Origin of the sequence: Marinobacter sp. (genome assembly GCF_041687235.1) — a bacterium.
Lineage (GTDB): Bacteria > Pseudomonadota > Gammaproteobacteria > Pseudomonadales > Oleiphilaceae > Marinobacter.
Window position 1 is genome coordinate 304,836 of record NZ_JAWLCH010000001.1, and the last position, 25,155, is coordinate 329,990.

Sequence of the window (25,155 nt, forward strand, 5' to 3'; positions counted from 1 at the left end):
CCGTTGATAACCGGCGTTTGACCTGTGTCATTCGATACTACTCCACCTTGAGACACCCGAATAGCGCGCGTTGTGGGTTTTTGCAAAGCGGAGCCTCGTTTGTGCGTTAGCGAACGGAAGAATGAGAGGGTGAGGCCTAGTGTATTTGTAACGGAATGTTTCCGGGCCGCTCGGGCTCGGGCAACGTCGTGGCATAAGGAGCCAGGCTATGAAAACCGACACAATCCGGTGTGCGTTCAGTCGCATCGGTCTTTCCACTACCTTGATTTTCGCTGTGTTGACTCTGATGGCCTGCGCCTCCGCGCCGCTGCCACCGACACAGTCCCTCAATGATGCCAGAGATGCCATTGCCAGTGCCGAACAGGCCGAAGCCCGGCAATACGCGGGAGCCGAACTGGAAGAGGCAAACCGGCATCTTGCGGCGGCTGTTAAAGCTGTCGAGGCGGAGCGTATGGCGGAGGCGGACCGGCTGGCCAGGCAGGCCAGTGTTGCGGCTGAACTCGCTGTGGCGAGAACGGAAGCGGCAAAGGCTGCGGCGATCAATCGGGAAATGGGGCGCGGTGCCGAGGCTCTGGGTGAAGAAATGCAGCGTCAGGGAGATCAGCAATGAATATTCTACCGTTTTTGAAACCGGTATCTGGGGTGAAAACCAGCGCTGTGGTTTTGCTTTCCTCACTGCTGCTGACGGCTTGCGCGATGTCTCCGACGAGCCCGGAAGGTTCGGAGAATGTGCGTACCAAACTGACACAGCTGCAACAGGATCCGGACATGACCAACTATGCCCGCGTGGAATTGCGTGACGCGGAAGCGGCCGTCGAGCTGGCCGAGCAGCCAGTGGACAACGACGAAGCTGCGCTTGCTGCGCACCGTGTCTACATGGCAGACCGGATGGTTGAAATTGCCCGGGCCAAAGGCGAGACCCGGCTGCTGGAAGCTGAACGGGAGCTGTTAGCGGAGCAGCGCGACGCGGCCAGGCTGGCGGCAAGAACCCGGGAGGCAGACAGGGCACATGCTGAGGCCGAAAGCGCGCGTAGCTCACAAGCACAATCGGCTGCCCTGTCAGCCCGTGAAGCCGAGGAACTCCAACGGCAGATCGATACCCTTGAAGCCGAAGCGACGGAACGGGGGCTGGTCCTGACCCTGGGAGATGTCCTGTTTGCCACCGGCAGTGCGAATATCCAGGGAGGTACCAACCGCAATCTTGAGAAACTGGTGGATTTTCTGAACCAGTATCCGGACCGCCAGGTGCTGATTGAAGGCCACACCGATAACGTGGGAAGCGCGGCCTTTAACGAAACACTGTCTCGACAGCGGGCAGAGTCCGTCCGCCAGTTTCTGATCAATCGTGGCGTTGCCAGTCGCAGACTGACCGTGTCTGGGTATGGCTTCGAACGCCCCATCGCCAGCAACGACACTGCAACAGGTCGCCAGCAGAATCGCCGCGTTGAGGTCGTCATCGAGAACAGGGAGTAACGGCATGTTGCGATATCGCGACTTCTTCCCAATGGCAGCGGATACCCAGGCCAGTGCTGGCCTGGGCAAAGGGCTTCCCCTCGGCGATGCCCTGCCCCTGGGCATATTGGTGACAGATCGGGATGGTAAATGCGTCTACAGCAATACCGCTTACCAGAAACTCTGCGGCTGGACAGGTGACGAGCTGATCGGATCGCACTGGAGTGCCGTTATTCACCCTCAGGACCATGAAAAGACGCTTGAGCACTGGGAAAAAGCAGTGCTTGGGCAAAAGGCCTTTCTGTGTGAAGCGCGCCTGAAGTGCGCGAATGGCCAGGTTATCTGGACCCGACGCAACGCGGCCTTGATAACGGATGGCATGCCGGGCCATGGCTATGTTCATACTGTCGAGGACATCAGCACCTACAAAGCCCACGAGAGAGCGAGGAAAAAAGCAGAGGAGCAGCTTTTCGATGCAAAAGAGCGTGCGCAGGTGACCCTTGATTCGATTGGTGATGCGGTCCTGAGCACCGATATCAACGGTTGCGTGTCCTACATGAACGTGGTGGCGGAAACACTCACGGGCTATAGTCGACACGAGGCCATTGGCAGACCATTGGCTGAGATTTTTCACGTGGTGGATGCAAACACGCACAAGCCGACGTCCGATCCTGCTCAGAGGGCCATACTGTCGGACAGCATTGTTGCCCTGGAAGCGAACGCATTGCTGGTCGCCAGAAACGGTGTTGAGCTGGCCATTGAAGATTCTGCTGCCCCCATCCACAACCGCCATGGTGTGGTGGTGGGTGCGGTTATCGTATTCCACGACGCTCGCTTTTCCCGGGAGACAACCGCCCGGATGGAGCATCTTGCACAACATGATGAACTGACCGGACTGCACAATCGCAACGCCTTCTACGAGCGCTTTGACCAATCCCTGTCACTGGCCCGCCGGCATGGTACCCAGATGGGGCTTTTGTTCATTGATCTTGATAATTTCAAGAGCATCAATGACATTCTTGGCCACAACAGCGGTGACATGATCCTGGAGGTACTGGCCGGCAAACTGAAGAGTTGCGTCAGGGCGGCGGATACGGTGTGTCGGTACGGCGGTGATGAGTTCGTAGTCTTGTTGGCTGAAATCGCCCAGCCGGATCATGCCCATGACGTTGCCGATAAAATACGCGAAGCCGCTGCAACCCCAATGGTTATTGGCGGGCATGAGGTATCGCTTCAGCTCAGTATCGGCGTCAGTGTCTACCCCGATAACGGCGAGACCGCCGATGAGCTGCTCAAAACAGCGGACAGCGCCATGTATCGAATCAAGCTCCTGAACCGGAGACCGGTGGCGGGGAGTTCGACGATGGTGCCGACTATTCTGCCGATACTGCTGTAGGCCGCTCCAGCGTCAGGATCGGGCCCTGCCGGAGACGAGGCGGTCGGTTTCACGCCTGACCACCTCGTAGCATTCACAACAAAGTGCTTCGAGCTTTGGCCGATCGATGACAGTGATGTGTCCGCGGTGGTACTCGATAACCCCCAGCTTCTGCAGTTTGCCGGCCGCCTCGGTGACACCCTCGCGACGGACGCCCAACATATTGGCAATGAGCTCCTGGGTCATATTCAGCCGATTATCGGGCAAGCGGTCGAGGGATAGCAGAAGCCAGCGGCAGAGTTGCTGATCAATGGAATGGTGGCGATTGCACACGGCCGTCTGGGACATCTGGGTAATCAAGGCCTGGGTGTAGCGCAGAGACAATACCCGCACGTCCGGGCTATTGTTGAATTCGCTCTTGAGTTCCTGTGCCGGCATCCGGTAAGCGAAACCGCAGCTTTGCACCACCGTTCTTGTGGGGGTGCTGTCGCCGCCCATAAAGACGGCAATACCCGCCATGCCCTCGTTTCCTACCACCGAAATTTCTGCAGAGGAACCATTGATCATCACATAAAGCAGCGAAATGATGCAGTTGGTCGGGAAATAGACAAATTCAATGGGCTGGCCGGATTCGTAAATCACGTCGCCAAGATTCATCTCAACCAGTTTCAGTCTCGGGAATATCCGTTTTTTTGCATTTTCAGGCAGGGCAGCCAAAAGGTGATTCTGCTCGGGGACGGTTATTGCTTCAGACATAGTCACCTCCCTGGTGGACTTTGTGAAGATGGGCACATTCCCCTTGTGCGAGTGATCTGTGGCGGACTCCAGCAGGCCACGGATCACGACACGACGCTAACACAAATCCGGGAGTCTCGCTGTAACAATATCAGGTACTGCTTATACTTATTTTATTTAAAAGAGGTTCGCTTTTTGAGCGTTCGGTTTATGGTTACGGTGTTTACGGAGCCTTGGTGTTCGATAGCCGCAAAGGCCTGGGCCAGGGTCGCATTGGCTATGGCCCTCGTCTGAGGGCCATCGGTAATCTGATCAACCGAAAACGAAAAACGCCAGCTTGTTGCCGTCCGGGTCTTTCACGTAGGCGCCGTAAAACTGGTCCGGAATTCTCTGCCCGGGCTCACCATCGCAAGTCGCACCAAGCTCGATCGCTTTCTTGTACATGGCATTCACGCCCTCTTTGGAACCCGCAGGAAGAGCGACCATATTGCCGTTGCCGGGATGGTTGGGCTCTTCGTTGAAGGGAACGCAAACGGCGATCATGGGCTCGCTCATGCGCTTGCCGACAAAGGCAATGCGGCCCATGTCCAGAAGCACCTTGGCGCCCTGGTCGCTCAACAATTCGGCATAGAATGTTTTTGCTCGTTCCATATCACTGACGCCAAGGGTGACGTATCCGATCATATTCGTTCTCCGTTGATGGTTGTTTTGGGCGTATTTAATACGTTGAATGCCGGGCGGGGATCATTCTCCGTCGCCATCGGTCACTACCCGGTTACGCCCGGATCGTTTGGCGGCATACAGTGACTGGTCGCAGGCCGAGAGTAAATCCCGCACCGAAGTGGCCTGGGTGTCTGACCCTGACCAGTTCACCACCCCGGCACTGAACGTTACAGTGAAGGTTTCACCTTCATCACTGACAAAGCGCTCTGTCTGCAGGGCAATCCTCAGGGATTCCGCGACCTGGCTGGCTTCGGACAGCCCGGTATTGGGCATGAAAATGATAAACTCCTCTCCGCCGGTGCGGGCGACGATGTCGGACTTTCGCGTTCTTGATTCAATGATATCGGCGAACCGTGTCAGTACGGCATCGCCAGTCGGGTGCCCGAACGAATCATTGATGATCTTGAAGAAATCGATGTCCAGCGAAATCAGTGAGAAGGTATCGCCGTAGCGCTCTCCCTGTGCCACGGATTCCTGCAATTTCCGGAGCATATAGCGCCGGTTGTACAGCCCGGTCAGCTCATCGGTAATCGAGAGCTGCTCCAGTTCGAGCTCCAGCCTCTTCTGGGTATCGATATTGATGGTCATGCCATGCCAGCTGATCCGGCCGTCAGGGTCTTTTTCCGGCCGGGACACGCCCTTCAGCCAGTAACTCCCGCCTTCGCCCCGAACCCGGTATTCGCAAACCCACTCTTCCAGTGTTTCTGCCGAAACGGCAATGCTCTCATGGACCAAGGGCAAATCGTCCGGATGGATGAGGTTGAAGATCTTGTCCGGATCCTTCAGACATTCCTCTGTTGTCAGCCCGTAAAAATCCCGGGTCTTCTCGCTAAGATAGGTAAAGTAATAGCGACCGTCCGGTTCAAGAACAAAGGTGTAGATGATGCCCGGCAGGGATTTGGCGAGCTGTTCCATCTGGTGCTGGCTCAGCTTCTCCCGGGTGACATCCAGGTGTGTTCCCATCAGCCAGCGGGTATCCAGCCCCTGATCGTCGGTGAGCAGCGTGCCGCGGGTGTGAATATAGCGCCAGTCACCGTCTTTATGCAGCATGCGGACCACGCAATCAAACTGCGGGGCGTCGCCATCCAGATAACGGGCCAGAGCCGCCCGGGCTTCGTGAAGGTCCCTGGGGTGGCACAGATTTTCCCAGGTCTTGAAGGTGACCGGCTGGAGCTCTTCGAGCTGATAACCGAGCAGATCTGCCCAGCGGGGATTGTAGATAACCTCTCCGGTATCAAGATTCCATTCCCAGGTACCTGCACCGGTGCCTTCGAGAATCGCTTTCAGCCGGATTTCCGGTGTCAGTTCCATGTGCCTTCACTCTGAGTACGACGTTCAGATCACCCAGTCGTTCCGCGTGTCCCGGTTTTGCCATTCAAATCGCTGTGCCCAATCCAGGGCCTGTTTCAATGGCAGTGGTTTGCTGTAGAAAAAACCCTGGCCCAGCTCACATCCCAGTTCAATCAGTTTAGCCTCTACCTGTGCTGACTCAATGCCCTCTGCCACCAGACGACGCCGGAAACTCTTCGACAGGCTGATGATGGCGCTGACAATCATGTCACTGTCCGGATTGTCGAGCATATCGAATACGAACGAGCGGTCGATCTTGATTTCCTGAGCAGACAAACGCCGGAACAGATCCAGAGAGGAGTAGCCGGTACCGAAGTCGTCGAGGGAAACGTCGACGCCTAATTCGCGGCACGCGCTGAGATTCTCGAGAACTCGGTCGGTATCATCCAGCGCGGTCGTTTCCAGAACCTCAAGAATCAGCCGGGAGCGTATGGCAGACGGACAGTCTCCGAGGGCCGCCTCAAGGTCTTCCCGAAAGCCCGGGCCCAGAAAGTGCGACGGGCTCAGATTCACACTGATAGTATAGGGTAGCTTCTGGCTATTTAACTCCCGGAGTTGCGCTATCGCCTCGGCCAGCACGAAGTTGCCGACCTTGCGTGCGTACTCTGTGTACTCAATGTGGTCCAGAAAATGGCCAGGTCCCAGTAGGCCATCTTCGGGATGGTTCCAGCGGATCAGTGCTTCGAAGCCCGCCACTCGTTGATTGCCAAAGTGAACCTTTGGTTGATAGTAAAGTTCCAGCTGGCCAAGCTCGATGGCGGCGCTCATCTGTTCAATGACTTTGACCCGCTCCTTCCTGGAGTAGTGGGAATCCAGATCAAACGTTACGTAATGATTTTTACCGGCCTCCTTGGCCGCATACATGGCCTGGTCCGCGTGACGCAGCAACTGGTCGGCGTCCGAGTCGTCCTCCGGGTAAACCGTGACCCCCATGCTGCCGGAAAGATACAACACATTGCGATTATAGTTTATTGGCCGGCGGATGGCCTCCAGCAGCCTCGCGTAGACTCGTTCGTCGGCGACATCTCTCAGAATCGCCACGAATTCGTCTCCGCCGAGGCGGGCCACCACATCATGAGTCCTGACGCTCAGAAGCAGCCGATCTGCAATGGATTTCAATACGGCGTCCCCGACAGAATGGCCATGCTGGTCGTTAATTTCCTTGAAGCCGTCAAGATCAATAAAGCATACCGACACCAGGCCCTGGCGCTTATTGGCTTCATACAACTCCTGCTCCAATAATTCGGTCATTCGCCGCCGATTTGGCAGTCCGGTAAGCGAGTCGTAATTGGCTGCCTGCTCCAGATTCTTTTGATGCTCGCGTTTCTCCCGATACAAACGCTTGCGCTCGATCAGGTTGCCCACGGTCTGCGTCAGGGGTTCCAGTTCTTCGGCCAGTCTGGCCGTGTAACCGCCCAGGCGATTGGCGAGGCCAATCAGACCGATCTGCCGATCCCCGGAAAAAACTGGTATACCGATGTAGGCTGTGATCGGGGGATGGCCTTCGGGCAGGCCCTTCGCTCTGCTGTCTGAGGCCACCGCGTCAGAGACAATGACTTCGCCAGTGGTCATGGGCAGGCCGAGGATATTGTCGAGGCGGTCGAAAATCATACCCCTGCGCTCGACCTCCTGATAAAGCGCCTGAGTTTCCGGGCTCCATGCAATGTTGGTAATCGCGCCAATCCTGAGGAACGGTGTGCCGTCTCCCCTGTGCAGGACCTCGCCGATGAATCCGAATTGGCTCCCGGTCAGCGCCAGCAGGTCATTGAGCATCAACTCGAAGGCTGCGTGTTCGTTGTCGCTGGTCAGGAAGACATTCTGGGCCCGGTGAATGGCACGGCTGAGGTGGGAAACTTTGACGTACTCGCCCGTTGTCGTGGAGAAAAAAGCCCTTTCAAGCTCGTCCTCCACAATACTTGCGAGACTGCGCAGCACGTCCAGCTCGATCTCTGTGAAATTCCGCGGCTTGTCATCAATGATGCAAAGCGTGCCGATCTTGAAACCGCTTGGTTCGCGTACCGGCATCCCGGCGTAGAATCGGATGTTTGGCTTGCCGGTTACCAGGGGGTTATTTCGGAAACGGGGATCTTTGGCAGCGTCTTCAACCAGCAGGATCTTGTCCTGCTGGATAGCATAGTCGCAGAAGGCAACGGAACGGGGTGTTTCGGATGCTTCGAGCCCCTGGCGTGACTTGAACCACTGGCGTTTAGCATCCAGAACCGAGAAGAGCGCCGTTTTTACCCCATAGTAGTGTTTCGCGATCCGGGTAAGCCGTTCAAAACGCTCTTCCGGCGGTGTATCGAGAATGCCCAAACGATCGAGTGCAGCGAGTCTGCGTTTTTCGATACCCGGGTTCGCCATCGGCCAGTCTCCGCACAAGGTTCCAACTTTATTTGAACCTTACAACCAGTTCGTGGAGTTCGCTCGCGATCTTCTCCATCTCCTTGACACTATGAGTGGATTCTTCGCCTTTGGCCAGGTTGTTTGTTGCCAGCGAGGAAATTTTCTCAACCTGCTCATTGATCTGATCAGACACCTGGGCCTGCTCTTCCACTGCGGCTGCCATCTGCATGGCCATTTCTGCGATGGTTGTTACGCTCCCGGCAATGTCGTTCAGGGTTTGTTCCGCTTCCAGCATCTGGTCCAGGCCAGCATCGGCCGCGGCAGTACCCTGGTCGGCGACCTTTACAGAATCCGAAGAGCGGCTGATCAGCGCCTCCACGATGCCGTGAATGTCGCTGGTTGAATCCCGGGTTCGCTTGGCCAGGCTCCGGACTTCGTCGGCCACCACGGCAAAACCACGCCCGTGCTCACCGGCGCGGGCCGCCTCGATGGCGGCGTTCAGAGCCAGGAGATTGGTCTGGTCTGCAATGTCTTCAATAATCTTGGCGGCTGACGCAATCTGCTGGGTCTGTGTTGAAAGCTGGCTTACCGAAGCGCTGATCTCATGGACCCTTGTCTTAAGATTCTCAATGGCCTTGCGGGTGCCGCCTACCACGCCCGAGCCTTGCTGGGCGAACTCGCGCGCACTCTCGGCCTTGTCCGCTGTTGACTGAACGTTGGCGGACACATCAGCAATGGTGTGCGACATTTCATTCACTGCGGCAGCCACCTGTTCGGTTTCCGCCTGCTGCTTGTGCAGTGTTTCCCGGGCTTCATAAGCGATTTCCAGGCCCCGGACAGCGGTGGTTTTTACCTGGCCGGCAGAGTCTTCCAGCCGTGTCAGCACCGCATCAAGGTGGGATTGCAGTGCCAGAACAGCTACTTTGACTCTGCCTAGTTCCAGCTCATCGTCGGTATAGCTCTGGGCAGCGAGGTTATCGCTGAAGTTGTTCTCCAGAAGCTTCATTACCGACCTCATCAGGTTTCGTTTCGACAAATGCATCCAGATGGCGTAGGCAATGACACCGGCGGCCAGGACCAGTTCAGAGATATATTCGTGGTTGGTTACAAACAGGACGGCAGCGGCCAGAAAAACCACGCCAAGAAACAGTGATGCGGGCTGGACACGCTGCAAAACCTTCGTGGATGATTTGCCAGCCCGCATGGTTGCGTAGAGCTTTTCCGCCCGTTCGACATCACTTCTTTCAGGACAGGAGCGGACGGATTCATAGCCCACAATCTGGCCATTTTCGGTAACGGGCGTGACATAGGCGCTGACCCAGTAGAAGTCACCGTTTTTGCAGCGGTTCTTGACCAGTCCCATCCAGGGTTTGCCGGCTTTGAGATAAGACCACATGTTCTCGTAAGCTTCTGGGGGCATGTCCGGATGGCGGACAATATTGTGGGGCTGGCCAATCAGTTCCTCCCTGCTGAAGCCGCTGACCTCAACGAAGGCCTGATTACAGTGCCTGATCTTTCCCTTCAGGTCTGTTGCAGAAATGAGCTTCTGGGATGGTAGAAAGGTTTTTTCCCGGTCGGTAACCGGCAAGTTCTTGCGCATACGGAGTCCCTGACAGTCATTACGTCTTCACCGCGATTACTGTCAGCATAGTTGTAACCATAGCCTCTGCCACCTCGTGTCGGTTTTCGATTGAAGGTGAAGCCGAAACTGCAAGGACGAATACTGCAAAGTTGGTTGGCTAACAAGGCCGGTCGATGAGCGCCCGGCCTTTCAGCAAGTCATTGTATTTTTGAGCGGACCGCCGGTTTCGCCAGCCATTCGTGTCCCTTCAGCATGCCGTACCAGTAAAGGGTGGGTAGCTGTTTTGCCTTCAACCACCAGGCCGCCCGGGTAGCCTTGGTGCCATCGTTGATCCATTTCGGAAAGCTGGGCTGGAGCACACCGCCGTAGCCGAACTCGGCCAATACGATCTTGCCGTTTTCCACGGTCAGCGGGCAGGAGCCATAGCCCAGGTAGGCGGCTTCAAGGGGCTGGTTTCTGAGGGTCGCGACCAGGTTTTCGGCCACCACGGGAGCCTGCTTGCGCACTGCAGCGGCGGTTTTGGCGTTGCCGGTTCCGCTTACGTCGCCAAGGCCAAAGATATTGGCGTAGGATTTATGGCGCAGGGTGTCGTCTTCAAGATCCAGCCAGCCGCCTTCATTGGCCAGGGCAGATTCCCGGATAAGCGCTGGTGCCCGCTGGGGGGGCACGGCGTGCAGCATATCAAAGCTCACTTCGCGGTCCTGGCTGTTGCCTTCGCCATCGGTTGAGCGGAAAACCGCTGTTTTTGCGGGCCCGTTCACGGCAACCAGCGTGCTCTGGAAATTCAGGTCGATTCCGTATTTTTCAATGTAGGCTTCCAGAGCCGGGACGTAGTCGGCCACGCCGAAAAGCACTGCGCCGGCGTTGTGGAACTGGATGTCTATATTGTTCAGTGCGCCGTGTTTGAGCCAGTAATCGGCCGATAGATACATGGCTTTCTGAGGCGCGCCGGCACACTTGATCGGCATCGGCGGCTGACTGAACAAAGCCCGGCCTTTCTTGAGGCTCTGGACCATGTCCCAGGTGTAGCTGGCCATGCCTTCCCGATAATTGGAGGTGACACCGTTGGAACCGAGGGCCTCTTCCAGACCTTCGATGCCACCCCAGTTCAGCTCCAGGCCGGGGGCGAGCACCAGGGCTTTATAGGCCATGGAAGAGCCATCACCCAGGGTAACCTGATTGTTGTCCTGGTCGATGGCGGTCACCGGTTGTTGATACCAGGAGACGAACCCGGGCATGACGTCCGACATGGGTTTCGAGGTGACCTCGGGCCGGAACACCCCGCCACCCACCATGGTCCAGCCCGGCTGGTAGTGGTGCCGGGAGGCGGGCTCAATGATGGCAATGTCGATATTGCTGTCCCGTTTGTGGATGCTGGATGCCACTGATATACCGGCCGCCCCGCCGCCCACGATCACGACGGTATGGGTTTTGACGTTGCCTGTGGCGGTTGTATTGCTGGTCATGCCTCGAACCTCTTGTCTTTGTTTACTGTGCGCGAGTGATGCTTGAGATATATCAAAGCCTACCAAACAAATGGTTCTATCGTTAGATTAATTAAGAATATCTCGAGCGTGTGCTCTAGGGCATGGCTATAAAGTTAGGAAATTCTAATCGCTCAGACCCGTCCGGTAGTCTTTGTACATCGTTATCATGGCTTTCCTCAATTGAAAAGATAATACCTATAGCTATATGCTAATAACCAAAGCAACCAGCCAGGCGTTTTCAACGTTGAGGAGGACGCACTTATGAGGACTTTCCAGCAATCACCCGCAAAACACCCGGGCACTCCCGATGTCGCGGGTTTTTTCGACCCCCGCACATTCAGTGTTCAGTACGTGGTCAGCGATCCGCAGACGAAGCAGTGTGCCATTATTGATCCGGTGCTGGATTACGATGAGAAGTCCGGCGCCACGGCGACGCACCATGCCGATGAACTTCTGGACTACATTCGCGAACAGGGCTTTGCGGTGCAGTGGATCCTGGACACACACCCCCACGCCGACCACTTCTCGGCAGCCCAGTATCTGAAGGAAAAGACCGGCGCTCCGACTGCGATCGGTGGCTATGTCACTGGCGTTCAGGAACTGTGGAAAGGCATTTACAACTGGCCTGATTTTCCGGCCGACGGCTCACAGTGGGACCATCTGTTCCGGGCCGGAGACGAGTTCCGGATTGGCAATCTTGATGGCCGTGTGATGTTTTCGCCGGGCCACACACTGGCCTCTGTCACCTATGTGATCGGTGATGCGGCCTTTGTGCATGACACCATTTTCCAGCCGGATTTCGGCACCGCCCGTGCGGACTTTCCGGGTGGCGATGCCCATCAGTTGTGGGATTCCATCCAGGCCATACTGGCCCTTCCGGACGAAACCCGGTTGTTCACCGGGCACGATTACATGCCCGGTGGTCGTGAGCCGGAATGGGAAAGCACGGTTCGCGAACAGAAGCAGGCGAACAAGCATCTGGCTGAGACCTCGGAAGCCGAGTATGTGGAGCTTCGAAATACCCGTGACAGCGAGCTGCCGATGCCAAAGCTGATTCTGCACGCGTTGCAGGTCAATACTCGCGGTGGTCGTCTTCCGGAGCCGGAAGGCAATGGCAAACGGTACCTGAAGATCCCGTTGGACGCGCTCGAGGGAGCGGCCTGGGAATAAGCCCTTTGACGAAACACACAACCCCTTTGCCGGGCCTGACGTGCCCGGCTTTTTTATGGGCGGGAGGCGTATTCCCGGAGTTAAGTGACTTTGTCACTGAAGGCCACACTCCGATGAGCTAAGTTAGAGTTGAAGTCTTTCGATCCACCAAAAAGGAGTTTTCCCCATGATCAAATCATTCAAAGCTCTCGCCGTTGCTGCGCTCATAGCGGTTGCACCATTCAGCATTCAGGCGGACAGCCACAAAGGCGCTGTTGAGGAAGTGCTGGTGATTCTTTCCAGCGATTCCTTGCAGACCCAGGGCATGGCCATGGTGCTGTCTAATACCATGGCCGAGAAAGGCGCCAAGGTGAACGTACTTCTTTGTGACAAGGCTGGAGACCTTGCCCTGAAATCCTACGAAGCGCCGGCCCTCAAGCCCAAGGATGTAACGCCAGGCCAGATGTTGCGGGGTCTGCTTAAAAACGGTGGTGAGGCAAAAGTCTGTGCGCTGTACCTGCCCAACAGCGAATACGGCAAAGACGACCTGATCGACGGTGTTGGCGTTGCCATGCCGCCGGAAATGGCTGATCAGATGCTGAACCCGAAAATGCGTACGTTTACGTTCTGAGTGTGAAAGCCCGGGTTGCCCCGTTGGTTTATGGGGTAACCCGGATTGAGCCCTGAAAAAAGAGGTGAATGAATGACGGAAGTGCTGCCTTCCCGATTGCAGAATTTTCCGATTTCCTGGTTTGCTGTCGTGATGGGGATGACCGGGTTTACCATCGCCTGGCATCATGCAGAAAATTTGCTGGGGATCGCGGTAAAACCCAGCCCGGTGTTGCTCGGGCTGACCATAACCCTGTTCGTTGTTCTACTGCTGCTTTATCTGGCCAAGGCCCTGAGATATCCTGGTCAGGTAAAGGCCGAGTTTGCCCATCCGGTAAAGCTTAACTTCTTCCCGACGATATCCATTGGCCTGATACTGTTGAGTATCGCCTTGCTACCGTACAGCAGGGGTGTTTCGTTTATGGTCTGGACGCTCGGCGCGGCTCTGCACCTGGGCTTTACGCTCTATGTTCTCTCGGCCTGGCTACACCAGACCCACTTTGAAGTTGCCCACATCAACCCGGCCTGGTTTATCCCCATTGTGGGTAACATCCTTGTGCCCATTGCAGGGGTTCAGCACGCCTCGCCGGAAATCTCCTGGTTTTTCTTCAGCATTGGCCTGGTTTTCTGGCTGGTACTGCTGACCATCATTTTCTACCGGATGTTCTTTCACCAGCCGCTCCCGGCCAAACTGTTGCCGACCCTGTTTATCCTGATCGCGCCCCCTGCCGCCGGCTTCATTTCCTGGTTCCAGCTGGTTGGAGAAGTGAATGCGTTTGGCCGGGTCCTTTACTATGTGGCGATTTTTCTGACTCTCATGCTCCTGACCCAGGCTCCACGCTTTTTTAAACTGGAGTTTTTCCTGTCCTGGTGGGCCTATTCGTTCCCGATGGCAGCCATGACGCTCGCCACCTTTCTGATGTACGAGCAGCTTGAGCTGCTGTTCTTCAAATGGCTTGGCATGGCCCTTCTCGGGCTGTTAACGGCGCTGGTTGCGGTGTTGATCGGCAAGACAGCCCGGGCGGTTCAGCGTCGGGCGGTCTGCATTGAAGATTAGCCAGGGGCTCCCTAACGGTGCTCCTCCAGGTCTTCGTAGCCGGTGACCATGGGTTTGATCAGGCTGGTGAGCCTGGGGCCCATGGTTGCCATGTAGACATGGGCAATAATGAAAATCAGCATGGCAAAGGCGGCTGCGGTATGAACCAGTGCCACCGTCTCCAGTTCCAGCGCATTGGATAGCGTTGCGGGCCAGTCGTTGTAGAACAGGTAGAGAAGGCCGCTGAGCCAGATGACCGGTGTAATCATCAGTTTGAAAAACAGATAGGCCAGACGCTGCAGAGGATTATGCTTGGCCCGCGTGGTTTTCCGGTAGGGGTGCGGCTCACCGGTAAAGGTCCCGATCAGGTAGTAACGGATCACCGGAAACAGTCCGTTCCGGGTTGGAATGTACTGGCGCCATTCGCCTGTGGTGATATGCCAGAAAATGGCAAACAGCCACAGTATAATCAATGCCCAGGCGGCCAGGGTATGCAGCCGAGCCGCCTCGCCGAAACCAATCACGGAATAGCTGCCGTGAATCTCGAAGCCGGTGAACAGCAGTGTGAAGATCAACAATGCCTGGAACCAGTGCCAGAAACGCTCGAAACGTTTGTAGATCATTACCCGGCTCATGACGGTTTCCTCCCCTTCAGAAGAATTCTTGCCAGACCGTGTAGCAGAACGCCGATCAAGGTCAGGGCCACCAACAACCAGCCAATACGATCCAGCCAGATGTTGCTGCTATGACCAGGCATATAGATGCCTGGAAGACCTGCGAGACGACTGTTCTGGGCGTGGCAGGAGGCGCAATCCAGGGCCATTTCAGCCGGTGGCACCATGTGGGTAATGGGCCAGTGCATGGTGGTTTCGATGAAGTCGTAGCTGCCGCTGAAGGGCATCCCGGACATCTCACTGCCGGCCTTGAGTGCCCTGGGCCAGCTGAAATTGCTCCACAATGAACTGTCATCGGCACCAAACACGTGGGTAGCCAGCAGGGTTTTCCGTTCGGTGTCGTAAGGCTGCTTGCCCTGCATGACTTTGAACGGCCAGATGCGGGAGCCAGGATCCTCCGGACTGCCCTCAATGCGGTTGATTTCAACCGGAGGATGAGCCACATCGAGCTTTTCATCCACCAGGGTGTATTTTACCGTACCGTCAAACCAGGCGTAGGTTGGCACCACGTTCTCGCCGTGCCGGAAGTCCCCTTTTTCACTCAGATAGCTCGGATGGCCATGCTCGTCGTACTCGGTGATCGGCTGCCCGTCGTCATCCAGCCGACCTGCGGTGGACCAGTCCCACCATGTCTTGGTGGGGACGCCGCCCCGGGCGAACTCGGGCACATGACAGGTCTGGCACGCCAGGGTGTCCACATGATCATTCAGTTTCTGTTGCGAGTGCGGTGAATCGCCATGGCAGGACTGGCAGCTTGCGCGGCTCAGATCGGTGTGACCAGGCACATCGATGCCCAGGGTGTCGGCGGCGTTGACCTGATAGCGGCTGCCAGCCACCTCATGACCCCAACTGGTGTGGCAATCGGCGCACGCAAAGTCCAGTCCATCCGGCGACATGTGCACATCCAGGGAACGGGGCGGATCCACCAGAGAGGAATCCAGATCTCCGTGTTTCACGCCATCGGCTCCACCGCCATAGAAGTGGCAGCTACCGCAGTTGGCCCGACCGCTGGCTCCGACATTCTGGGCAATCATTTCAAGGTCCGGTGGCTGGACCATGTTTCCACTGCCCTTCGGCCATTCCCTGGGCGTATAGGTGGGGTGCCCGGCCAGAGTGGGAAACTTCCAGTAGTCACCGGTGGTGTCGTGACACACCAGGCAGTCAACGGCGTTGTCCGCAGTAGGCGGGGGCTGCCTCATGTCTTCCCAACCGTAGCCCACATGGCAGGAGGTGCAACGGGGCTCGTTGGTGATGGCCATTCCGCAGAAACTGTTGATTACCTTGCTCTTGCCCAGCGTCTGGTCCGTTTCCGGATGCTCGTAGGTCCAGGTCCAGTGGGTGGTTGCTCGGATCTGTTCGCCCGCTTCTGTGTGGCAGCCCAGGCAGGCTTCGGTTACCTCCTGCGCATTCTCGAAAGGGCCCTGAAGTGCCTCGAATTTGCTGTGATCGGCGGTGGCGGGTGGGCGTTGGGCTCCATATACAGAAAAGCCGGAGCAAACCAATGCTCCGGCCAGAACCACATAAGCGGAGAGCCTGCTAAAACGCTTGATGAAGCGGTTCCATGCAAAAATCTTCACGTCTTTGACTCCCTGGCCCTGTTCAAGGGCCAAATCAATATACAAAGACTCCCTGCAAACGCGACTTCAGAGTCGGTAAGACGGACGATCCGGATTACGGAAGATAGATCTTTTCCGGATTGAGTGTCATGGACCATGGCAGGCCGTCGTTTTGCCAGCCATTCACTATTCTCATACCTTTCTTCTTGCCTTCTTTGGCGCCGCTGCCCTGGAAGCCGTGATCAATGTACTTAACATTGGTGAAGCCGCGCTCCATCAGGTATTCCGCGCTTGGCTTGCCGCGGGTTGAGCCGGAGCGGCACATGGTAATGACCAGGTCATCCTTGGTAAGGCCTTTTTCCTTGAGGGCTTTTTCCACATCTGCCGCGAACTCCGGGTTGGTGTTCATGGCAAAGCGACCCTTGTCAGCAAGAAAGTCCGAGCGATCGGCCAGTTTGAACGGGATATTCTTGTCGACAACGTCGGTAAAGCCGATAAACATGATTTCAACCGGATCCCGGACATCCACAAACAGGAGTTCGTCCCCCTGCTCCTGAACCATGTCATAGGTTTCCTGCGGGGTCAGGGAAAGCGCTTCTTCCGCCTGGGCGCTGAAGCCAATGGCAAAAGTGACAAGCAGGGCTGTCAGTATCTGTTTCATGATGGTTTCCTCCTGGATTCGGGTGGCCTCTGTTCTTTCTTCAACATACGCCTGTATGACCGCCACCATCAACAACTGTTATAAGCATATAATCTTTGCTTTGACCGAGGTCAAAATGAAAAAAAAGGGGCGCCTGCCAACCGGCAAGCTCCCCTTTTGAACCGCAAACCCGATTAAAGCTTGGTTGTGCGGAGGTACGGACGGATTTCATTCCAGCCTTGTGGGAACAGGCCTTTGGCTTCCTCGTTGGAAATGGAGGGCGGAATGATCACGTCGTCACCTTTGCGCCAATCTGCCGGCAGGGCAACTTTGTTGGCATCACCGGTTTGCAGGGCATCGATGACCCGAAGGATCTCGTCGAAGTTGCGACCCACCGCCATCGGGTAAGTCATGGTCAGGCGGATCTTCTTGTCCGGGTCGATGATGAACACACTGCGTACGGCGGCGGTTTCGCTCTCACCGGCGTGGATCATTTCATAGAGCTCGGCCACTTTGTGGTCAGCGTCGGCAACGATCGGGAACTGGAGGTCGCAGTTCTGGGTGTCGTTGACGTCTTCAATCCACTTTACGTGCTCTTCCACGGTGTCTGTGGACAGACCCAGGGGCTTCACGTTGCGGGCTTCGAACTCTTTGGCCAGCTGAGCCGTGCGTCCCATTTCGGTAGTGCAGACCGGCGTGAAGTCGGCCGGGTGGCTGAAGAAGAATACCCAGGAATCGCCTGCCCAGTCGTGGAAATTGATCTGGCCGGCGGTGCTGTCGATGGTGAAGTTCGGGGCGGTCGAGCCAAGCAATAAACTCATGATGAATCTCCTGTCGGGTTTTGCTGGTGGAGGCGGATTGCCTCTTGATGTCGGAATAACAATAACTCGTCCGGAGGGTATTAGCCAATATAGTTATATCTATAGAACAAATAGGCTTAACAAATTGAAGAGCAGACGAGCCCAGTGGGTTCAACGGGTGTCACGGAAATGCCACAAGCTGCTGATAGCGTAGCGGGGCGTCGGGTATGGTCTTACATGCCCCCTCTGTTCCAGGATCGAAGAGTTGCCAACGGAAGGCCTGTTCAACTGCCAGTCAAACGCCATTCCGCCAGGGTAACTTTAATGCACCAAAAGCCCGCCTCCTCCCTCAGCGCCGTTCAGATTGCCATGCTGGTTCTGGGCGTTTTGATGGTTGTCTTTATCTGGGCCCTGTTCGTCTTCCAGACCATGACTTCCCGAGCGGAAGCGCTTCAGGCGCGTCAGTCGGAGCACCGCAATCTTGCCCTCATTGTCTCCGAGAGTCTGAAGCAGATGACGGATCGTGCCAAAGCAATGGGCAGTCTGGTGGTGGAGGATCCGGAACAGGAAGGGGATGGATTCGAGCGTCTTCTCGCGCTTCTCGCGGAGGACCCGGTGTTCAATCGTCTCAGCGTTTACGATGGCAAAGGTGACCTTCTCTATTCCAGTCACCCGGATTCTGCCCCGTCGGACCTTTCCCAGTGGTACGGGCAGTTGGAAAGCCACCTGAAACACTATGGCCTGGTTCCCTTGTTACCCAAGCGCGAGGAAGCCTCTGATTCTGGCCGCGCTGAGCCGGGTTGGCGACTGCCTTTTCTGGTACCCGCTGGCGAGCGGGATACTCTCGGTTTAACGCGAGTGGTCCTGATTGAGCTGGATGTCGGTTATCTCGCAGGCTTGCTCCAGCATGTGGAGCTTGGGCCAAGAGGATTTATCCAGGTTCTGGATGCGGAAGGCGCCGAATGGATGCGCGCCGATACCAGTGGCGTCATTGTTGGCGGCCTCCGGGTACCTCGTGTTCAGCCAGCATTGACTGGCCGGGTAAGCAGCGGGCAGAGAACCTTCGAACAGGATGGTCAGCGTTTTCAGTATGTTTTTGTTACCCGCGCCATCCATGGTTTCACGGTCAGTGTTACACAGCCCTTCGATGAGATCCTGGGTCCGCTGCGCAGCGATCAGCACAAACAGCTGCTGCTGAATATACTGATGACACTGCTGGTTGGAGGCATCGTTTTCTGGTTGGTTCGGGCCCTGAAACAACAGCAATCTGTGCTGCAGGCGTTGCAGTTATCCGAGCAAAGGAACCAGCAACTTATCGAACGGCTGGAAGGCGAGCATGCCCGAAGCAGTCGGGCGGCATCAATCGACCATCTCAGTGGTCTCTACAATCGTCGCCAATTTCTCGATATCGCGTCGCAAGCGCTGAACGAGCAGCGCAGAAATCGGCGTTTGTCGGCGTTGCTGTTCATTGACCTTGACCGATTCAAATCGATTAACGACTCTCTTGGGCACCAGGTGGGGGACCTCCTGCTTCAGGCCGTTGCCGGCCGGATAAGACGAATGCTCGGGCCTGACGACGTGGCTGCCCGGTTTGGTGGGGATGAGTTTGTTGTGTTGCTGGCGGAGGATCGCTCCGAGAGCGATATCGAGCAATGGGCTTCGGGACTCACCCGCCATTTGTCCGCCACTTATGAGCTCGACGGCACGGAACTGAACAGCAGCCCCAGTATAGGCATTGCAATCTGCCCCAGAGACGGCCAGACCGTTGAGAATCTGCTTCGCTGTGCCGATGCAGCCATGTACTCGGCCAAGAAGGCAGGTCGCGGCCAGTACCGGTTCTTTGACCAGTCGCTTAATCTGAAGGACGTGGAGGAGTTCCACCTGGAACAATCGTTTGCAGATGCCTTGCGAAACCGCGAATTTGTCCTGCATTACCAGCCCCAGGTCTGCCTCGATTCCATGGAGGTAATCGGCTACGAAGCGCTTGTACGCTGGCATCATCCGGAATTCGGTCTGCTCTTCCCGGACCGGTTTATTCCCATGGCGGAGAACAGTGGATTCGTAATCCCTCTCGGGATGGAAGTTCTGCGTCTCGCCTGTGCGCAGATCGCTCAATGGCAGCGCGATGATATTCCGATACGGCCGGTTGCCGTCAATGTCTCTCCGATCCAGCTGGCTCAGCAGGAGTTCTGCCAGCAGGTCATCGACATGATCCGCGAGCATGGTCTTAAAACCTGTCACCTGGAACTGGAGATCACTGAAACGGCAATGCTGGACGCCAATGCCGTTGAAAGCCTGCATTGTTTGAAAGCTGCGGGCGTGAAACTCAGCCTTGATGACTTCGGCACCGGCTATTCCGGATTTGCTCACCTTGAAGCCGTGCCGGTGGACAAGCTCAAGATTGACCGGAGCCTCATTGCCAAAATCTGCAACAGCCATGACGACAGTCCTATCGTCTCGTCCACCATTATCCTCGCCAAACGCATGGATCTGAAAGTCGTGGCTGAAGGGGTCGAAACCCGGGAACAGTTGGTCCACCTCAAAGTGGCCGGGTGCGATATTGCTCAGGGTTATCACCTGAGTCGCCCCATGCCGCCGGAGGATGTTCCGGGCTTTCTTAGAACGTTCGCCGAGGCGGAGGCCGTTGTCTGATGCCCCGGTTCGTTGGCTTCCTGATCGGACTTCTGGCCCCTTTCATGCTGTTGGCGGAAGCAACAATGCCTGCCGAATGCGACGTCGCCGAGCTGACCTTTACCATGATCCCGAAGAAGAACATCGACGAGCAGCTTCAGGAGTATGTGCCGCTGATAGCCCTCATCAGTGACACGCTCGGGGTGCCTGTCGAGGTGGTTCGTGCAAGTTCCTATGAAAGCGTGATCGACTCAATCGTCTCTGGCGGGGTTGATGTTGCGGTTATGGGGCCTGCCGCCTACATGATTGCCCGCGGGCGTAACGCCGGCATTGAACCCTTTGCTTCTCTGGCTGTGGATGGAGGGCATTTTACGCCAGAGGGCAGCTTCTACAATTCCATCCTGATTGTCGGTAGCGATAGTACCGTCTCGGAGCCGGAAGATCTCAAGGGTGCTCGTATTGCCCTGGGTGATCCCTCCAGCACCTCGGGAGCGGTAGTGCCGAAAGCCCTTTTCCCGGAGGTTGTTGGAGTGCCGTTCGACCGATTTTTTGGCGCGCTGGTTTATGCCGGCGGACATGACAAGGCCATGAACGCGCTGATCGACCGTCAGGTAGACGCTGCTTTCGTCTCCAGTGCCCGCGCGGATGAATATCTCAAACGGGGCATGATTGGCACGGATTCGTTCCGGGTGCTGTGGCGTTCCCCGCCCCTGCACTACGATCCTTTCGTTTTCCGCAGTGACTTGTGCCATTCTGTTCGTCAGCAAGTACTTGACCTGCTGACCACGCCATCACCTCGCCTGAGGGACTTTCTTGAAAGTCAGCACGCTTCCGGCATTACACGAGTGCAGCATGAGGATTATCAGGCGCTTGAGCGATTGATGTAGATTGGAACGTTTCCGGGAGTATCCGTGCGCTAGAGGGAGAAGGTCTTTTGCTGCAAAAGAGAGCCTGGCAACGTTGCGCCATTTCCACAGTCATCATGCTGGTGCTTTTACAAACAGGCTGCGCATTGCCTCCCTTGAAGGGCCGTTCACAAACCCAGGCTTTCACGCAGGAGCAGACTGCAATGACCCGCCTCGGCGGGGCTGTTGCGGGACAGACGACAAACCATCCAGGCCTCAGCGGCATCGTACCCCTCGAGAATCCTCTGGATGCTTTCGTTGCCAGAGCCCTGCTCGCCGAGGCCAGCGACACCTCCCTGGATGTTCAGTACTACATCTGGCGGGATGATATTACCGGCAAGCTGCTTTTGTACTCGCTGTATCGGGCGGCCGAGCGTGGCGTTCGGGTTCGGCTGCTTCTGGATGACAACGGCATCGCCGGAATGGACGACTCGCTGGTGGCGCTGAATCACCATGACAACGTCGAGGTTCGGCTGTTCAATCCATTCGTGATTCGCAGTTCCAGGGTACTGGGTTACCTGACCGACTTTGGCCGCCTGAACCACCGGATGCACAACAAGTCATTCACGGCTGACAACCAGGCCACCATCATTGGCGGCCGTAACATTGCCGATGAGTATTTCGGCGTTGGTAGCGGTGCCCTGTTCTCGGATCTGGACGTCCTTGCAATCGGACCTGTTGTGGATCGTGTCTCGCAGGATTTCGACCGTTACTGGGCAAGTGAGTCCTCGTATCCGGCGGATCGGTTGTTGTCGGCTGCCGGCGATGGGGATCTGGATGAATTGGAAACGAGTCTTGCTGCCGTTGAACAGAATGCCGAGGCCCGGCGTTTTGTGGCTGCTTTGCACAATTCGGATTTTCTCAAAGCGTTATTGGACGGGGAGGTGTCGTTTGTCTGGGCGCCGGTCGAGATGGTGAGTGATGATCCCGCCAAGGCCCAGGGGCTGGAAGAAGAGCAGGGTCTGATGAGCCAACAGCTCGCCCTGGCACTGGGTGAACCCCAAAAGACCGTGACCCTGGTTTCGCCCTACTTTGTTCCCGGTAACCTTGGTGTTGAGCTGTTCCGCGACCTGGAAAACGCCGGCGTGGAGGTGCGGATTCTCACCAACTCCCTGGAAGCCAACGACGTCGCCCTGGTGCATTCAGGTTATGCGAAATACCGGGAGGCTTTACTGGAAGCGGGGGTTGAGTTGTTCGAGCTGCGTAAATTCAGGTCGGAGAATGAAGACGAGCGCGATAGCTCTGGCGGTATTGTCGGGAGCTCCGCCGCCAGCCTTCACGCCAAAACCTTTGCGGTGGATGGCGAGACGCTCTTTGTTGGTTCCTTCAATTTCGATCCCCGTTCAGCAAACCTGAACACCGAGCTGGGATTCCTGATCAGGAGCCCGGAACTGGCCAACGCCCTGGAATCGGCCTTTCCCGGGCAGGTACGGCTGGCGGCCTACGAGGTTATCCTGGACGAAGAGGGTGAACTGCGTTGGCTGGAATTCAACGGGGCGGAGACGGTCGAGCACCGTCATGAGCCCAACATTGGCCCGTTCAAAAGGGCGTTGGTGTATCTGTTTTCGTTATTGCCGGTGGAGCCTTTGTTGTAGTTCTCTCTTTCAGCCCCGCCTCAGGTATCTATTAACGTACCTTTGAGCCCTCGTTGCTCGCGAGCCCGGGTGACGACACGGTTTTCTGCGTAGTGAGTAATCAGGCATTTGAGCTTATCCATCCGCAGCGGCTTGGTGCAGTAGTCATCCATGCCGGCTTCAAGACACTGAAGTCGATAGCTTTCACTGGCGTTGGCAGTCACCGCGATGATGGGCGTATCCAGATTGGCTGGGGCTTTCAATCGGATCTCACGGGTTGCCTCAATACCGTCCATGACGGGCATCTGGCAATCCATGATGATCATGTCCCAGGGTTCATTGATGGCCGCTTGTACGGCTTCGAGGCCGTTCTGAACCCCTTCTGAAATCACGCCCATGTGCTCCAGCTGTTTGCGAAGTATCATCCGGTTGCCAGCATCGTCTTCCACCACAAGAACTCTGGGTACCTGATTCACGGCCCCAGGGCTTAACAGTTCTGGATCATGGAATTCCGACTGGTGAACGTCGCCATAGGGCACTGTGACTTCCAACGTAGTGCCTTTATCGGCTGTCTCCAGGACTCTCATCCGGCCGCCAAGGGCATTGGCCAGAGAGCTGGCAAGCGGTAAACCAAGGCCCACGCCGCCATAACGTCGGGTGAGACCGGCCTCACCCTGTTTGAACGCCTGGAACACTTTCTCTCTCTGGGAATCCGGGATGCCCGGCCCCGTGTCTGACACCAGAATCCGCAAAACCGAATCGTCCGCCAGTCGGCTTGCCCGAACCAGTACCTCTCCTCCGGCAGGCGTGAACTTCACAGCATTGTCGATTAGCTGATAAAGCACCTTCTCCAACATCAGTCCATCCATGAAGACCTTGCCAGGCACCGAGTCATCCATGCCGAAGGCCAGCGCAAGCGGTTTCGCTCTTGCGGCTTCCCGGAACTCGTACTCGAGAAGATCAAACAGGGATTGAGGCTCGAACACCTGGGGTGAGCTGAGCAGGTTCTCGTCCTGGGCATCAACGAAATCCAGAATGCCGCCGACCTGCCGGGTCATTCGCAGATTGGCGTACTCGATCAGACGGAATGCGTCGCTCTGCTCCCGGTTAAGCGGTGCCTCCCGTAGCAGATCCAGCTGACCCTGGATGGTATGCAGGGGCGTGCGCAGTTCATGGCTGACCGCATTCAGGAAGTCATCCTTGATGCGGTTGCTACGCTCGAGAGCCTTTCGGGCTTTTTCGCTGACTTCGATCTGCTGGGCCTGCAGGGTGTCCCGTTCGTCGCGAAGGATTTTTATGCGGGAAGCCAGGGCCAGGGAAAACAGGGCCATTTCCCAGGAAAGTGCTGCCGGAATGAAATAGGAGACCCAGTCTGTTGGCCTTATAAACGACGCATACTCAAGGCTGGTCATGGTTACTGCAAAGAGAAAAGGGATCCATCCGACGACAAAATAGATGGCTGGTCGGTAGCCTGTCTTAGCGAGTCTGAAGGCCAAAATGAGGGCGCCAACATACATTGGGTACGCTAAAAATATCCATCCCGCCACGAGAAGATCGTAAGTTAGTAATGGAGACAGAATCAGTAAAAAAACGCCACAAACGGCGATGACATTAGCGACCCGGTGGATGCGGGCAAATCTCTTCCGAGTATCGAGCAGTCTTTGGAAGAGTGGCACGTGGAGAATGAAAGAGGTTAAACCGAAAATGAACCCGTACTTTGGATGAGCATTCACTGCATCAACAACGTAAACCTGAACATTAGTGAGCAATGCTGAATAGAGCAGTGTTGCCACCGATGCAGCCACGTAGAAAAGATAAACCGTGTCTCGAACACTGAAGTAGAGAAACAGATTGTAGATTGCCATGATCGCGATAATGGCGAGCAGCGAAAAAGCCAGAGCCGTGTGAAAGTTCAACTCATGAACAAGCTCTCGCTCATTCAGCAAATAGAAAAAGGTATTGATGTGAAAAAGAGGCTCGACCCTGATGTGGATCGTGTGGTTCTGCGCTGATGGCTTCAGATCCACGGTGTTCAGGGGTATTGCGATGAAATGGTGAGGTAGCGGACGCTCCTCAGGATTGCTCCAGAAATTCACTGGTTCAGCGGTTGTAGCTTTTCCGTCAACAAATGCTGTTACTTTCTGAATATAGGGATGCAGTAAAAGCCAGGGCTTTGTCGTGAGCTCAGTCTTGCTTATCTCAGCGCGTAACCAGATAAATTCTCTTTTATCATCGGCCCTGAAAGACGTTTCACTGAGACGTGTCCAACCCTTTGCCGATGAATCTGGACGATCGGCTTTATCCCAATCGCCCTGAAACACTTCGATTCGGGGTTCCAGATCAAGAAAGCCCCCTGGCTTGTTTTCGTCAGCCAGCAAAACGAAAGAAGCAAAAAAACAGAAAAAAAGAGTGATAATTTGAGTTTTGCAGGCATCCCTTCCGATTCGATACATCCAGCTTTCCCGCCTTGGCCAAACACCTGACTTATTCAATTTACAACTTTTGACACAGTCACTTGGAACGATGTGTCGTTA

Annotated in this window: 20 protein-coding genes; 9 read left to right on the forward strand and 11 right to left on the reverse strand. The window is 56.0% G+C overall.

Annotated features, from left to right (window positions below):
* Positions 1-208: 208 nt before the first annotated feature.
* From ACESMK_RS01255 to ACESMK_RS01265, 3 genes are read left to right on the forward strand one after another with little or no spacing between them, the layout of a single operon-like run.
* Positions 209-610, forward strand: a complete 402-nt coding sequence (locus ACESMK_RS01255) for a DUF4398 domain-containing protein (RefSeq protein WP_372994476.1) — start codon at positions 209-211, stop codon at positions 608-610.
* The gene (locus ACESMK_RS01260; RefSeq protein ID WP_372994478.1) at positions 607-1,473 is read left to right on the forward strand and encodes an OmpA family protein; all 867 of its coding nucleotides are present in this window, start codon (positions 607-609) and stop codon (positions 1,471-1,473) included. The genes ACESMK_RS01255 and ACESMK_RS01260 overlap by 4 nt, the downstream gene beginning before the upstream one ends.
* A 4-nt stretch (positions 1,474-1,477) precedes the next feature.
* Positions 1,478-2,848, forward strand: coding sequence for a diguanylate cyclase domain-containing protein (locus ACESMK_RS01265; protein WP_372994480.1), 1,371 nt, complete (start codon positions 1,478-1,480; stop codon positions 2,846-2,848).
* Between the two features lie 12 nt (positions 2,849-2,860).
* Here the strand turns inward: ACESMK_RS01265 and ACESMK_RS01270 are convergent, their stop codons facing one another.
* The 6 genes from ACESMK_RS01270 to ACESMK_RS01295 form a co-directional block, all read right to left on the reverse strand.
* Positions 2,861-3,583: a Crp/Fnr family transcriptional regulator gene (locus tag ACESMK_RS01270; RefSeq protein WP_372994482.1), complete on the reverse strand. Its 723-nt coding sequence runs from the start codon at positions 3,581-3,583 to the stop codon at positions 2,861-2,863.
* Positions 3,584-3,874: 291 nt separating this feature from the next.
* A complete protein-coding gene (locus ACESMK_RS01275; RefSeq protein ID WP_372994484.1) occupies positions 3,875-4,246 on the reverse strand; it encodes a VOC family protein in 372 nt (123 codons plus the stop codon).
* Between the two features lie 60 nt (positions 4,247-4,306).
* Entirely contained in the window at positions 4,307-5,596 is a 1,290-nt protein-coding gene (locus tag ACESMK_RS01280; RefSeq protein ID WP_372994486.1) for a diguanylate cyclase, read from the reverse strand.
* Positions 5,597-5,620: 24 nt separating this feature from the next.
* A complete protein-coding gene (locus ACESMK_RS01285; protein WP_372994488.1) occupies positions 5,621-7,996 on the reverse strand; it encodes an EAL domain-containing protein in 2,376 nt (791 codons plus the stop codon).
* Between the two features lie 28 nt (positions 7,997-8,024).
* Complete coding sequence (locus ACESMK_RS01290; RefSeq protein WP_372994490.1) at positions 8,025-9,578, reverse strand: methyl-accepting chemotaxis protein; 1,554 nt, start codon at positions 9,576-9,578, stop codon at positions 8,025-8,027.
* A gap of 179 nt (positions 9,579-9,757) precedes the next feature.
* Positions 9,758-11,026 (reverse strand): FAD/NAD(P)-binding oxidoreductase, encoded by a 1,269-nt coding sequence (locus tag ACESMK_RS01295; protein WP_372994492.1) that lies wholly within the window; start codon positions 11,024-11,026, stop codon positions 9,758-9,760.
* A gap of 282 nt (positions 11,027-11,308) precedes the next feature.
* Between ACESMK_RS01295 and ACESMK_RS01300 the strand changes: the two genes are divergently transcribed.
* The 3 genes from ACESMK_RS01300 to ACESMK_RS01310 all read left to right on the forward strand — a co-directional run bounded on the left by ACESMK_RS01300 (position 11,309) and on the right by ACESMK_RS01310 (position 13,862).
* A complete protein-coding gene (locus ACESMK_RS01300; RefSeq protein ID WP_372994494.1) occupies positions 11,309-12,217 on the forward strand; it encodes an MBL fold metallo-hydrolase in 909 nt (302 codons plus the stop codon).
* Positions 12,218-12,383: 166 nt separating this feature from the next.
* On the forward strand, positions 12,384-12,827 hold the full coding sequence (locus tag ACESMK_RS01305; RefSeq protein WP_372994496.1) for a hypothetical protein: 444 nt from the start codon (positions 12,384-12,386) through the stop codon (positions 12,825-12,827).
* Positions 12,828-12,899: 72 nt separating this feature from the next.
* A complete protein-coding gene (locus ACESMK_RS01310) occupies positions 12,900-13,862 on the forward strand; it encodes an SLAC1 anion channel family protein (RefSeq protein WP_372994498.1) in 963 nt (320 codons plus the stop codon).
* A gap of 11 nt (positions 13,863-13,873) precedes the next feature.
* Here ACESMK_RS01310 and ACESMK_RS01315 read toward each other — a convergent pair whose 3' ends face one another.
* The 4 genes from ACESMK_RS01315 to ACESMK_RS01330 all read right to left on the reverse strand — a co-directional run bounded on the left by ACESMK_RS01315 (position 13,874) and on the right by ACESMK_RS01330 (position 17,532).
* On the reverse strand, positions 13,874-14,476 hold the full coding sequence (locus tag ACESMK_RS01315) for a cytochrome b/b6 domain-containing protein (protein ID WP_372994500.1): 603 nt from the start codon (positions 14,474-14,476) through the stop codon (positions 13,874-13,876).
* On the reverse strand, positions 14,473-16,092 hold the full coding sequence (locus tag ACESMK_RS01320; protein ID WP_372994502.1) for a tetrathionate reductase family octaheme c-type cytochrome: 1,620 nt from the start codon (positions 16,090-16,092) through the stop codon (positions 14,473-14,475). Before ACESMK_RS01320 ends, ACESMK_RS01315 begins: the two co-directional genes overlap by 4 nt.
* Positions 16,093-16,186: 94 nt before the next feature.
* Positions 16,187-16,732, reverse strand: coding sequence for a rhodanese-like domain-containing protein (locus ACESMK_RS01325; protein ID WP_372994504.1), 546 nt, complete (start codon positions 16,730-16,732; stop codon positions 16,187-16,189).
* 173 nt (positions 16,733-16,905) lie between these two features.
* A complete protein-coding gene (locus tag ACESMK_RS01330; protein WP_008176637.1) occupies positions 16,906-17,532 on the reverse strand; it encodes a peroxiredoxin in 627 nt (208 codons plus the stop codon).
* A gap of 303 nt (positions 17,533-17,835) precedes the next feature.
* Between ACESMK_RS01330 and ACESMK_RS01335 the strand changes: the two genes are divergently transcribed.
* From ACESMK_RS01335 to ACESMK_RS01345, 3 genes are all read left to right on the forward strand, one after another.
* A complete protein-coding gene (locus ACESMK_RS01335; RefSeq protein ID WP_372994506.1) occupies positions 17,836-20,163 on the forward strand; it encodes a putative bifunctional diguanylate cyclase/phosphodiesterase in 2,328 nt (775 codons plus the stop codon).
* The gene (locus ACESMK_RS01340) at positions 20,163-21,029 is read left to right on the forward strand and encodes a phosphate/phosphite/phosphonate ABC transporter substrate-binding protein (RefSeq protein WP_372994508.1); all 867 of its coding nucleotides are present in this window, start codon (positions 20,163-20,165) and stop codon (positions 21,027-21,029) included. The genes ACESMK_RS01335 and ACESMK_RS01340 overlap by 1 nt, the downstream gene beginning before the upstream one ends.
* A gap of 95 nt (positions 21,030-21,124) precedes the next feature.
* The gene (locus ACESMK_RS01345; RefSeq protein WP_372995415.1) at positions 21,125-22,642 is read left to right on the forward strand and encodes a phospholipase D family protein; all 1,518 of its coding nucleotides are present in this window, start codon (positions 21,125-21,127) and stop codon (positions 22,640-22,642) included.
* Between the two features lie 20 nt (positions 22,643-22,662).
* Here ACESMK_RS01345 and ACESMK_RS01350 read toward each other — a convergent pair whose 3' ends face one another.
* Entirely contained in the window at positions 22,663-25,074 is a 2,412-nt protein-coding gene (locus ACESMK_RS01350) for a 7TM diverse intracellular signaling domain-containing protein (protein WP_372994510.1), read from the reverse strand.
* Positions 25,075-25,155 lie beyond the last annotated feature (81 nt).